Consider the following 12,867-nt stretch of genomic DNA (forward strand, 5'->3'; position numbering starts at 1 on the left):
ATGGAATTAGTCGATCGCTATATCGCCGCGGTGCAGCGTGAATTGCCCGAGAACAAGCGTCAGGAAATTGGTCGTGAATTAAAAGCCAATATCTGCGACCAATTGGATGCCTTATCTGAGCAAGGTGAATTGACCGAATCGCAAATTGCCGATGTATTAAAGCAAATGGGTCATCCCTGTAAGGTCGCGCAGCAATTTGTACCGGCAGTGCCTATTATTGCCTCTGAGGATATTCCGCTTTTTAAACATACACTTTTCATGGTGCTTGGTGTTTTATTTGTGCTGCAGGTGGTAGGCGGCACGACTCAATGGCTGGGCTCGGCAGAGGGAAATCTATTCGGATTTATCCATCATATTGCCAAAGGTTTTATCGGCGATGCTTGTCTTGCCTTTACTGCAATTGGCTTGTCTTTTTGGAGCTTTTCGGCTCAAGGAAAACCGCTATCTGGCAGCAATTGCCAAAAATGGCAGCCGCAGAATTTGCCAAAGGTCGGCCCCGGTTGGCAGCATATTAGTTTAAGCGATGTGTTTGCCGATCTGGCGACGTATCTCTTCCTCTTGCTCGTGATCTGGTGTTCTGTGTGGATGAGTAGCGAGCAATTAGCCGCACGCACTGTGATTTTTAGCGCCAATGCTCAGCAATTACTGCAATGGTTTAGCCCTATTATTTTGCTGTCTATGGGCAATAGTCTGTGGCGGTTACGCTGCAGAGTGTGGACCACTGAATTGTTACTGGCGAATATGGGGATTAATCTTGCTTATGCCTTGTTCTTAGTCTTTCTGGCATTTAGTTCGCCACTATTACAAACCCAAGTACAGAGCCAAGGAACCGAATTACAGGGGATGTTTACGTTACTGCAGCTAGATAAATGGCTCAGTTATAGTCTAGTGATTGCCGCTATGTTCCCCGGGTATGAGGTGATTCGTGATGGATTACGTTGGCGTAAACTCGCCAGCCAGTAAGGCTTAACCTAGGCTTTGCAGGTGAGTCTTATTGGTTTTTTTCATCGAATACATGGCCTGATCAGCATGATTGATCAGGCTTTTTGCATCTGTGCCGTTTTCTGGATAAATCGCCAAACCGACGCTGACACCGATATGGATTTGATGACCATTGATAGTGTAGGGCGCGCAAATAGCTTGGCTTATCTGAGGGATCAGTTGGCCGATTCTGTGGGTATTGGCAAGGTGTTCTAGCAGGATCACAAACTCATCGCCTCCGAGGCGAGTGATGGTATCCATTTGGCGAATCCCAGATGAAAGCCGTTTCGCGACTTCCTGTAATAGTTTATCTCCCACATCGTGACCAAACTGGTCATTCACTGGCTTAAAGTTATCTAAGTCTAAGAAAAGGATTGCAAAAATATCATCAGACCGTTGGGCGTGCACTATGGCTTGTTCAAGTTTAGTGTGGAATAACACACGATTAGGCAGGTTAGTCAGGGCATCGTGATGGGCGATATGACGCAGATATTCCTCCTCTGCCTTGCGTTCGGCAATGTCGGTAATCACAATGACAAAATGAGTCAGGCGGTCATGCTCATTGCGCACTGTATTGATGCGCACACTGAGCGGCAGTAAGTCGCCCGTTTTAACTTGTTTGAGTAATTCCCCCTGCCATTGCTCGCCCTGTTGTAGCAGATTTAGCATGGCTTGGCGGGCGTCATCACTATTGTGCCCGTCATTGAGGAAGTGGTTGGCATCGCCGTGCAAATCCTGCTGGGTAAAGCCAGTAATATGAGTAAAGGCTTGATTGATAGAAATAATACTCAGCAGGGGATCGGTGATCATTATGCCGTCGGTGCTGGCATTAAACACGGTTGCCGCGAGCCTGAGTTTATCTTCGGCCTGTTTACTGGCGGTGAGATCCATAAAGTAAGCCACGCCTTCATATTTGCTGCCATTTAAAAAACTGGCCGCTAACATCACAGGCACTAAGGCACCACTCTTGCTGATAAGTTGTTTTTCATATTGTTGGCAGTGACCAAACTGTTCTAACTCTGCAATCGCAATGGCATCTCGTGTTTCATATTCAGGTGGGGTAATTGAGCGCCAGTTGATTAAGCCTGAGGTCAAATCCGCGCGGTCAAAATTGAGCATCTTGAGGAAATGATCATTAGCATCATGGAGGGTGCCATCGAGCTGCCAAGAAATAATCCCTATGGTGTCGGAGTTTTTTAGGCTAGTGAAGCGAGATTCACTGATCAGTAACTGCCGTTCAGACTTGGCGATGTTACGAATGATCTGCCGACTGGCGAAGATCCCAATACTGATAAACAGCAGTAGGGCGCCAAGGCTAATCAACCAGGTCATTTGCTTTACCCAACGTGCGCCTTCACTGAGCACTGCTGAAAATTCAATTTCTAGGCTAAGCAATTCTTCATTGGCATCAATCAATTGCTGGCGGTATTGCGCGAGGATTTCGGGCCTGCCACCCAGTTGATTGATTTCAATACGCATATTCTCAGCGAGTTGCATTACAAACTCGAAGCGTTGATCCGCTAAGCCCCACAGCTGAATTGCTTGCCGCATATAGGCATTGGATTGAAAGTGACGGAAGAACCAGATCAGTGAGTCGGTATCCCGTTCGTCATTGAGGCCCTGAATAAAACCCTGTTTGGCGGCCTGTTCATCGATTGGCGTTGCGAGTAAGGCTTGCCTAGCTTGATGATCACCTTCCATGACGCTCGTCGCTGCACGATAACGCTGAAAGTCCACATCATTTTGGGTGTAAGAGTAATGGGTGAGATAAAGTACCGCATCTTTTTGCGCCTTGGCCCACAAGCCTTCACCGCGGACATAGGTGCGTACACCATCAAATATATTGCCTTGAATATACACAAGTGCGACGAGCGCGATGCAGATCCCTACGAACATGCTGATGATTAATAAAACCTTAGCAACGGTTGAACGAGTTCGTTGCCGTAACCTAGCGAAGGTGCGTGCGAACTGAGTCCCCATCCTTATGCTCCACGGCCAGCACAGCAATACCACTTCAGAGTGGGCAGCTTAGGGAGAAGGGGTAAATCGATTTGTCTGCAATTTTTGAGGACTATTTTGCTATTCATCTGTTCCTTAGGTTGATTGTTCCACATGCTAAATCTAAATACCGTTTGGTTGTGGGTCAGCCTCTTTGTTGGGCAATACACTGCCAGTTCATTCATGTACTGTCAGTTAAGCCATATATGTCAGCGACATACTTTAGATAACACTAAAACGCTTTGAAATTAAGTCAATGAAATAATTGAAACAAGATTGGCGATGCCGATTAAGTTATTGTGGGGCATCGCCATTATTCACTGCATCATTAAGTGATTTTTTTGCCTGCTGTTTATAGGTTTCAAATATGCCTTCTTGCTTCATCTGTTTTAACTCCCGAGCAAGATTAACGGCGAGTGCCGCGTGACGTTTATTCAAGTAACCATAGCTGGTGAGTTCTTCTAGGGTGGCAATCGCGCTGATCTCGCTACCTTGAAACTCTGGCGTTTGTAATAGATCCAATGAGCTTGCTTCCGTATCAATATAGATATCGATCCGGTCGCGGAGTATTTTACGAAAAGAGCTTACAGGGGATGAGGATTCAGTCAGGCGTTCCTTTGGAATGAGTCCCTTTAGCTTTTGTTCTGCGAGGAACACGCCTCGATAGTATTCGATCTTATATCGACTCTTTTGCAGTGCTTGCCAGTTAGTAATCTTGATGTTGGGATTATGTGCGAAGGCAATTAAACGGGTATCGACAACCGGTTCTTCGATGCGAATGAGGTTAGTAAATTTTTCACCATAATGAAATACGCGTCCCGGTTCACCATCCACTTTTCCAGAGTCTGCCATCATACTGGCGCGAACTGCAGGAACCACTTGATAGGCGAAGCCATAGCCTAAGCGTTCAAAGGCTTGGGTGTATATCAGCTCAGCCCATTTAAAGTAAAAGTTGTGTTTGGGGTCCTCATAAAACGCCATGGTAATAATAGGTTTAGCTGCAAGCGCCGTTGTAGTTTCTGCTGTGGATTTACAGATCGCAGGAACTGAGAAACAAAAGAATAGGACTATCACCCCCCAAAAAATGCGCATATTGCTCCGTCGCTGCATAGCCTGTCCCTAAACGTGTTGATTTATCTAGAGTATAGCTAGCCTAATAAATGGGTTCATTTTTATTCAAGTTAAATCACTCGTTTCCATGAACTCGCATCAATAGGGTGTTGAAATGTGATCTGCTGGCGGACATTTTGTCCTTTTGCCTTTAAAAATGTGCGATACAATACATAGAATTAACATTTGCCGGTATTTTGCTGTTTTTTTACTCATCAGAGTTTGAGCTCGATCGGCTTTTTCCGTGTGAATTAGGCGTTAAATCGGCGTCATCTATTACTTGTACTAGGAAATAAGGGATGAAGTCGGGACGTGAACTACCAGGAATACGGTTATCAAAACTTTGGTTATCAATGGCATGGTTATTACCTCTCTGTAGTTTATCCAGCGTGGTTATGGCTGATGCGGCGACTGACAATATTGAACGCCTTGAGGTGCGCGGCAGACAAATTAATACCTTAGGGCACAGCACTTCAGCATCTGAAGGGATAGTCGGCGCGGCAGAAATCGAGAGTCGACCACTATTACGAACCGGCGAAATCCTCGAATTTGTTCCTGGGATGATAGTCACTCAGCACAGTGGTTCAGGTAAGGCGAATCAGTATTTCTTACGCGGCTTTAACTTGGACCATGGCACTGACTTTAATACCCGCGTCGACGGCATGCCGGTGAATATGCGTACCCACGGGCATGGTCAGGGTTATACGGATCTTAACTTTTTGATCCCAGAACTTATTGGTGAGATCCGTTATGCCAAAGGCGCTTATTATCCTGAGGTGGCCGATTTTTCCGGTGCGGGTGCCGCCCAATTGCTGCTTGCCGATCAATTGCCCCACAACCAAGTAGGTGTGACTTTGGGGGAATATGGTTACCAGCGGCTTGTGGCGACGCAGGAGTTAAACACTGATATGGGGCGGTTTATTCTTGGCGGTGAAGTACAAGCCTATGATGGTCCGTGGACGGATATTAATGAGGATGTGAGTAAAGTCAGTTTGGTGGGGCGTTATTTAACTCGGCTCGGTGAGGGTGACTTGAGCGTGACTATGATGGCCTATGACAACAGCTGGAATTCGGCGGATCAGATCCCTGCCCGTGCGGTAGATTCTGGATTAATCGATTTTTACGGATCGTTAGATAAAGACGTCGGCGGTGATTCAAGCCGCTATAGCGTGTCAGCCAATTACGATGCGGGCGATTGGCAGGGAAATGTGTATGCCATTCGCTCGACCATGAATTTATTCTCTAATTTTACTTACTTCTTAAACGACCCCGTTAATGGCGATGAGTTTGAACAAGTCGATGAGCGTACGCTTTGGGGTGGCGATCTGAAACGCGACTGGCAGACTTACCTTGGCGGCACTCAACTGAATTACAGTGTGGGCGGCGATGTACGTTATGACGATATTGGCGCAGTGGGTTTGTATAACACTAAGGCGCGACAACGGCTGAATACCGTCAGGCTCGATGACGTGCAAGAGTTGTCGAGCGGTATATTTGGCAAAGTGGAGTGGCTGCCCGTAGAGCAATGGCGCTTCAACCTTGGGCTGCGTTACGACTATTTTGATGTGCAGGTCGTCAGTGATAATCCACTGAACAGTGGCGATGCGTCCGATGGTATGTTCAGTCTTAAGGCGGGCGCTTCCTATTTGTGGAGCGATAATCTTGAGTTATATGTGAATGCAGGCCAAGGGCTACATTCGAACGATGCCCGTGGTGCGACCATTAGCGTCGATCCCGTGAGTGGCGATGAGGTCGAGAAAGTCGATCTGCTCGTGCGCTCCAATGGCGGCGAATTTGGGGTGAAATATTATGATAGGGACTTTATCAATTTCTCCGCCGCGCTTTGGTATCTGCAATTAGACTCAGAACTCGTGTTTGTCGGCGATGCAGGTAACACTGAACCGAGTCGCGCATCTGAACGTTATGGTGCTGAATTAACGGCTTATTATTGGCTGAATGATGCCATCAGTATCGATATGGAGTTGGCTTGGACCAATGCTAGATTTACTGAAAATGAACTCGAAGAGGGCAAGTATATCGATGGCGCGGTTCCTTTTGTTGCCAGTGCGGGCATTACCTATCGACCCGACGGCGATGGCCTGTATTCTAGTGTACGCGTGCGCCACCTTGGCGAGCGGGTGCTCGACAGTTTCAATGATCACAAGGCCGATGCGACCACATTAGTTAACCTCGCGCTAGGATACGAGTTCCGCCGCTTCGACACTAAGCTTGAGCTACTCAATGTGTTCGATAGTAAAGATCACGACATAGATTACTTCTATGAATCACGCTTACTTAGTGAAGCCGCCGAAGGGGTAGAAGATCAGCATTATCATCCTGTTGAGCCGCGTATGGTGAGAGTGAGCGTGAGTTACCATTTCTAAGATTACCCCATCCTTTGATCAGTTTGGCCACCATGCTGGTGGTCAAACTTAACGTCTGGCATATTGTTAGTTGAAATAAATCTGACACTTAGCTGCAATAAAATCGCCATCCAAATCACGCTTATTCGTCACATAAATGCCTGAAAATCGGGTCGCCTCTACAGGGAATACCCTCATACACTCAATAATAAATCGGTGATGAACGTGATGAATATTAAACGGATCGCTGCAGCTATCTCCTGCAGCTTAATGACGGTTGTGGCTCATGCTGCAGTCCTACCCGCAACACAAACAGACAGCCAGTGGTTTAAAGACAGTGCGGCAAACGTGGTGGCTAAAGCCCAAGTCGACACTAAAAAAACCGCTAAAAATGTGATTTTATTTGTCGGTGACGGCATGAGTATTTCGACGCTAACGGCAGCCCGTATTCTGCAAGGGCAGGATAAAGCTGACAACCAAGGCGGCGAAGAAAACTTCTTAAGTTTCGAACAGTTCCCCCACACGGCGTTAGTGAAAACCTATAACACTAACCAACAAACGCCAGATTCTGCGGGCACTATGACAGCCATGGCGACAGGCGTTAAAACCAAGGCGGGTATTATCTCTATTTCAGATACCAGCTTACGTGGTAACTGTTTGTCTTCAAAAGGCAATGAACTTGTTTCACTGGTCGACCTTGCTAATGCCAAAGGGTTATCAACGGGCATAGTCACTACGGCGCGTTTAACCCACGCCACGCCAGCGGCAACCTATGCCAAGTCACCTGAGCGCGATTGGGAAGGCGATTTCAACTTACCTGCCGAAGCGGTGGCGAACGGTTGTACTGACATCGCCAGCCAATTGGTGATGCGCGATGAAGCTAATTCGTTAACTGTGGCATTAGGTGGCGGCCGTAGCTACTTCCTACCCACAACTGTGACAGATGGCGAGAACAAAGCCGGTAAACGTAAAGATGGCAAAGATTTAACCAAAGCTTGGGTCGATAACTTCAGCAAATCTGCCTACGTGTGGGACAAAAAAGGCTTCGACGCCATTGATGCCGCCAACACAGATCATTTACTCGGCCTATTCAATCCATCACACATGGAATACGAAGCAGACCGCGCTGATGACGTAGGTGGTGAGCCATCACTAACTGAAATGACCGCCAAATCCCTCGACATATTGAAGAAGAACGATAAAGGCTACTTGCTGATCGTTGAATCTGGCCGTATCGACCATGGTCACCATGCGGGCAATGCGAGCCGTGCCCTGACCGATGCGGTTGAATTATCTAATGCAGTGAAAGCGGCAATGGATGCAACCAGCAGCGACGATACCTTGATCATGGTAACAGCGGATCACAGCCATGTGTTCACGATCGCAGGCTACCCAAAACGCGGTAACCCAATCTTAGGTTTAGTGCATAACGTCGATGGCACATTAGCGACAGCGAATGACAACAAGCCTTATACCACGCTGGCTTATACCAACGGCCCTGGTGCTGTGGTGGGTGTGCGTGACGACTTAACCTCAGTCGATACGCAAGATAAAGATTTTATGCAACAAGCGCTTATCCCAATGGAAAGTGAGACTCACGCCGGTGAAGACATCAGCTTACATGCCAGAGGTCCAGGTTCTAATCTGGTTCAGGGCGTGATTGAGCAGAACGTGATCTTCCACATTATCAACCAAGCGCAGCAGCTTGGCGGCACTAAGTACTAATCCCGAATTAGTTACTGAGTCCTCACTTTTGGAGCAAAAAATGAATAAGAAATTACTAGTAGTCGCGATTTCAGCCATGCTGGGTTTAGCCGCATGCGGTAGCGATGGTGATAATGGTGCCGCGGGCACTCCGGGTAGCAATGGATCAAATGGGTCTAACGGTAGCAACGGTAAAGACTGGACTGCTGTGAATCAGTGGTATGTCGATGCACAAGCTCGCGTGACCAAAGCCGAAGGCTTAACGGTTAACAATGATGTTGGCGCCGCTAAAAACGTGATCCTGTTTGTGGGTGACGGTATGGGTGTATCAACCATTACTGCTGCACGTATTTTAGAAGGCCAGCTAAAAGGCAAAACGGGTGAAGAAAACTCGTTATCTTTCGAAACTCTACCGTATGTGGGTCTTTCTAAAACCTATAACGTCGACGGCCAAACGCCAGATTCTGCAGGCACTATGTCGGCGATGATGACAGGTGTAAAAACTGACGTGGGCGTGATTTCACAAGCTGAAGGCGTAGTACGTGCTAACTGTGCTTCGACTAAAGATCAAAATCTCGTGACATCACTTGAGCTTGCTGCGATGGCGGGAATGGCAACGGGCGTGGTAACGACTGCGCGTTTAACCCACGCAACTCCTGCGGCGACTTACGCCCATGTGCCAGAACGTGATTGGGAAGCCGATTCAAACCTGCCAGCTGAAGCTGTGACTAATGGCTGTAAAGATATCGCCGCGCAAATGCTCGACTTTAACTACGGCAGCGGTCTTAACGTGATGATGGGTGGCGGTCGCCGCGCCTTTATTCCTAAGACGACCGTTGATCCAGAAGGTAAAGCCGGTAAGCGTAACGATGGTCGCGATCTCACTGCTGAGTGGATGAGCAAATACACTAACGCCGCTTACGTGCAAGACAGGGACGGTTTCCTCAGTGTGGATGCGGCAAGCACAGATCATTTGCTGGGCCTATTCAACTCATCGCACATGGAATACGACTACGACCGTAAAGAAGCGGGCGTGACTGGCGAGCCATCACTGGCGGAAATGACGGCTAAGTCGATTGATATTCTGAAGAAAAACTCAAAAGGCTTCGTGCTGATTGTTGAAGCTGGCCGTATCGACCACGCTCACCATGCAGGTAATGCGGCGCGTGCGCTGTATGACACAGTTGCGCTTTCTGAAGCGGTGCGTGTGGCGATGGAAAAAACCTCGGCAAACGATACCTTGTTAATGGTTACAGCGGATCACAGCCATGTGTTCACCATTGCAGGTTATCCAACTCGCGGTAACCCTATCCTAGGTTTAGTGAAGTCGAACGACGCCAACGGCGTTGCTGAAGTGACTAACTCTACCGATGCTAACGGTTTACCATATACCACAGTCGGTTACGCTAACGGCATGGGCTATGCGTCATTAGCAACAGGTGGCGATGAGCGTTACAACTTCCCAGTGGATGCAGGTCGTAAGGACTTGAACTTTGTTGATACCCAAAGTGCAGGATTCCACCAAGAAGCGCTAGTGCCATTAAGTGACGAGACCCATGCTGGGGAAGACGTAGCGATTTTCGCCCGCGGCCCAAGTTCGGATCTTATCCAAGGTACGGTTGAGCAGAACCACATTTTCCACGTGATGAACCGCGCGGCAAATTTAGTGGCTAAAGCTGAAGCGGCTGCCGTTAAGTAAGACCCGCTTAGTCTCTGCATAGTGAAGTAAGAAATAGTGCAGTAAGACATAGTGCAGTAGTAGCTAAGTAAAAGCAGTGCCGATGGATGGCATACGTCATCCATCGGCCTTTAGCCTAACGATTTAACATACCAAAGCGTTTACAAAAGCTTAAGTGTTTACCCTGTTCAGCAAGTGAGAAGTCTAATGAAAAACCGTCTATTGGCTCTAATGTTATCCAGCTTAGTTCTGCCCAATGTTGTTATGGCAGCGCAAGAGGCTCAGTGTCCAACGCTACAAGCCGAGCATTTAAAGGCTCAATATCAAGTGACCAATGGCAAGGGCCAGCAATGGCAAATGACCCTCATCCGTAATGGACAAGACTTTATTATTCAGCGTGATGGATCAACATTTGAAGAATGGTCGAGCAATGGCGAGTACGTGCGTTATTTCCCCGCTGAAAAACGTTCTGTGACTTACCGTAAAGGTGATTTGCGCGCACTCAACATTCAACACGATCGCGACCAGTTGTACCATGTCGTATCGCCAGCATTGCCGACCCACATGACCAAGACACAAGCTAAGCAAGAGGCGTGTTTTACGACTCAAGGCTTTGAAGGTAAGGTTAACGGCTTAGAGAGTGAGCTTGTTTGGATTGATGCCATCAGCCTGCCCGCTGAGTTTATCTTAGGTCAATCTCAACCGAATCTAGCCTACAAGCTGGTGGGCGTAGAGCCATTTGATAGCGATGCGTTTGTGGTATTAACCCAAGATTATCAAGATATTGATTTTGCCGATGTTGGTGACAGTGAGTCCGATCCCTTTATCGCTAAGATGATCAACCAAGGCTTTATTGAACATGGCGGTAGCGGTTTTTACAACAGCGAAGGCCAATCTATTGAAGCCCAGGGCGGACACGGCAGCCATTCGCATTAATCCGCATTAATCGATATTAAGTGTAAGTGATACTGACGAGCTTCGCGCTGAGTAGAACTTATAACGTAAGCCAGTCCGTATTTATAAGCGCCCACAGAGTTGGGCGTTTTTGTTTTTCTTCGGCGCTAATGTGAACACCCATTCATGCGCTAGTTAATGTGCCAATCTATGCGCACATTTCATCAAACGATATGGCTGCAATAATTTACTATTCCCGCGCTGACAATGAAGGCTAAAATGAACCCTAGTGGATTTGAGTTTTCCCAGTGTTAAAACTGATGTTATAGGTAATAGCCGCGAGCGATGAGTACAGCAATACCCGTTGAAAACATTAACTATTGGCGTCATCCCAGCTTATCAGGTATAGAACTGAGTCAGGCGGAATTCACTCATTTCAGTTTTGATAAACATGTGCATCTGGATTACCACTTAGGTGTGGTCACCCAAGGTGCGCAGCAGTTTGTGAATAAGGGCAGTAGTTATCAGCTTGGTCAGCACAGTCTATCGACCTTAAATCCTGACGAAACCCACGATGGCCAGAGCCGCGATGCCGACGGTTATCGGGTGAAAGTCATGTCGATCCCCGTGGAATACATGAATGAAGTCAGCCAAGAACTGGGCTTGAAGGAGCACTTTTTCAGCGCGCCTATGGTGGATGACCCGATGCTTTACCAATACTTTATTCAGCTACACGAGCTATTAATCCAAGGCCAATGCAGTGCGCTCGCGGGCGAGTCCCACCTACTGAACTTTATTCATCTGCTGCTGGAGCGTTACCCAAGCGGCGTTTCATCTTGCATCACTAAGCCGAATCAACCGCAGGGGCTATCTAAGTTGCAGGTGAGCTTAGTGAAGCAGCGAATTCACGATGAGCCTTGGCATAATACTCAGCTTGAAACCTTAGCCAATGAAGTGAGCTTAAGTAAGTTTCAGTTTTTGCGGCAATTTAAACAGGCAACAGGGATGACACCCCATGCTTATCTCAAGCGGGTGCGTTTAGAGTTGGCGAAAAAATCCTTAAGTCATGGCGCTCTAGTGGCGGATGTGGCGCAGCAATTCGGATTTTTTGACCAGAGCCATTTGAATAAAGCCTTTAAGCAGGCATTCCTATTATCGCCGGTGCAATTTCAGCGACGTATGCTCTAGTTTCCCCCGTCTTTCGACGATTGCTGCAGAGTTGAAGGTTGCAGCTTTTAAAGCCGTTGCTTTGAAACCGTTATTTCGAAAACGGTTGCCTCTAAAGTCACTGGTTCAAAAACACTAATTCGAATAAAACAGAATCGTGCAATTTATTACAATTCAGCCCTGCGATAAATGGCCATACTGGCAGCCTCAGTTATCGTTCATCACCTTTTTTGCGGAGCCGCATCTCTATGGATTTATCTTTATTACTCACCTTGGCCGTGATCCACTCGGTTGCCTTGATAAGCCCCGGACCCGATTTCGCTATTATGGTGAAGATTGCGACTCAGCAGTCGCGAAGCACGGCGATTGCCGCCGCAGTGGGGATTTCAATCGCCATTTTAGCCCACACGATTTTAAGTCTGACTGGCGTGAGTCTGCTTATTAAGAGTTCACACACTCTGTATCTATTAGTGCAAATTGTGGGTGCGTCTTACCTAGCTTGGATGGGTTTTGGTGCCCTGCGTGCAGGCCTTGCGATACTGGCTAAACGTAAAGCGAGTGCCAGTACAAATGCTGGGACAAATGTTGATGCTATTTCTGCTGACGTTGAAGGTGCGGCGTCTATTGCTGATGGCTTAGGTGGCACTATGTCACAGAAGCAAGGTTTTTTGACTGGGCTTTATACCAATCTATTGAATCCCAAAGCATTGGTGTTTTTCTTAACGCTGTTTTCGGCCTTGATTACCCCAAGCGTTACCACTAGCACTAAAATCGCTTCCGCTATCTTGTTGTTATCGCTGTCGCTGGCATGGTTTGGCTTTTTGGCTGTGATGTTATCTAAGGCGCAGGTGCAACTTAAATTGCAGCGACTGACACCGATTATCGATGCAATTATTGGTGTCATCTTTATGTCAGTCGCGCTGGCGATTTACGCTAACCTGTTGCTGACGGCTTAGTCAGGCATTGCGTCAA

At 47.5% G+C, this 12,867-nt stretch carries 9 protein-coding genes; 7 read left to right on the plus strand and 2 right to left on the minus strand.

The window, feature by feature from the left end; translation table 11 throughout:
* The gene (locus Q4Q46_RS12055) at window positions 1-963 is read left to right on the plus strand and encodes a hypothetical protein (protein ID WP_311906047.1); all 963 of its coding nucleotides are present in this window, start codon (window positions 1-3) and stop codon (window positions 961-963) included.
* 3 nt (window positions 964-966) lie between these two features.
* Here Q4Q46_RS12055 and Q4Q46_RS12060 read toward each other — a convergent pair whose 3' ends face one another.
* Window positions 967-2,961 (minus strand): diguanylate cyclase domain-containing protein, encoded by a 1,995-nt coding sequence (locus Q4Q46_RS12060; RefSeq protein ID WP_311906048.1) that lies wholly within the window; start codon window positions 2,959-2,961, stop codon window positions 967-969.
* A 312-nt stretch (window positions 2,962-3,273) separates the two neighbouring features.
* Window positions 3,274-4,089 carry a transporter substrate-binding domain-containing protein gene (locus tag Q4Q46_RS12065; protein WP_311906049.1) on the minus strand — a complete coding sequence of 272 codons (816 nt, stop codon included), beginning with the start codon at window positions 4,087-4,089 and terminating at the stop codon, window positions 3,274-3,276.
* A gap of 353 nt (window positions 4,090-4,442) precedes the next feature.
* On the opposite strand from Q4Q46_RS12065, the gene Q4Q46_RS12070 reads away from it, so the two are divergent.
* From Q4Q46_RS12070 to Q4Q46_RS12095, 6 genes are all read left to right on the plus strand, one after another.
* Entirely contained in the window at window positions 4,443-6,473 is a 2,031-nt protein-coding gene (locus tag Q4Q46_RS12070) for a TonB-dependent receptor (RefSeq protein ID WP_311906069.1), read from the plus strand.
* Window positions 6,474-6,680: 207 nt separating this feature from the next.
* Complete coding sequence (locus tag Q4Q46_RS12075; protein ID WP_311906070.1) at window positions 6,681-8,177, plus strand: alkaline phosphatase family protein; 1,497 nt, start codon at window positions 6,681-6,683, stop codon at window positions 8,175-8,177.
* Between the two features lie 40 nt (window positions 8,178-8,217).
* Entirely contained in the window at window positions 8,218-9,855 is a 1,638-nt protein-coding gene (locus tag Q4Q46_RS12080) for an alkaline phosphatase family protein (protein WP_311906050.1), read from the plus strand.
* Window positions 9,856-10,041: 186 nt separating this feature from the next.
* A complete protein-coding gene (locus Q4Q46_RS12085) occupies window positions 10,042-10,770 on the plus strand; it encodes a hypothetical protein (RefSeq protein WP_259560402.1) in 729 nt (242 codons plus the stop codon).
* A gap of 303 nt (window positions 10,771-11,073) precedes the next feature.
* The gene (locus tag Q4Q46_RS12090) at window positions 11,074-11,916 is read left to right on the plus strand and encodes an AraC family transcriptional regulator (RefSeq protein ID WP_011847833.1); all 843 of its coding nucleotides are present in this window, start codon (window positions 11,074-11,076) and stop codon (window positions 11,914-11,916) included.
* A 227-nt stretch (window positions 11,917-12,143) separates the two neighbouring features.
* Window positions 12,144-12,851: a LysE family translocator gene (locus Q4Q46_RS12095; RefSeq protein ID WP_311906051.1), complete on the plus strand. Its 708-nt coding sequence runs from the start codon at window positions 12,144-12,146 to the stop codon at window positions 12,849-12,851.
* Window positions 12,852-12,867: the final 16 nt, after the last annotated feature.

Source organism: Shewanella vaxholmensis (genome assembly GCF_031932135.1).
GTDB classification, from domain to species: Bacteria; Pseudomonadota; Gammaproteobacteria; order Enterobacterales; family Shewanellaceae; genus Shewanella; species Shewanella hafniensis.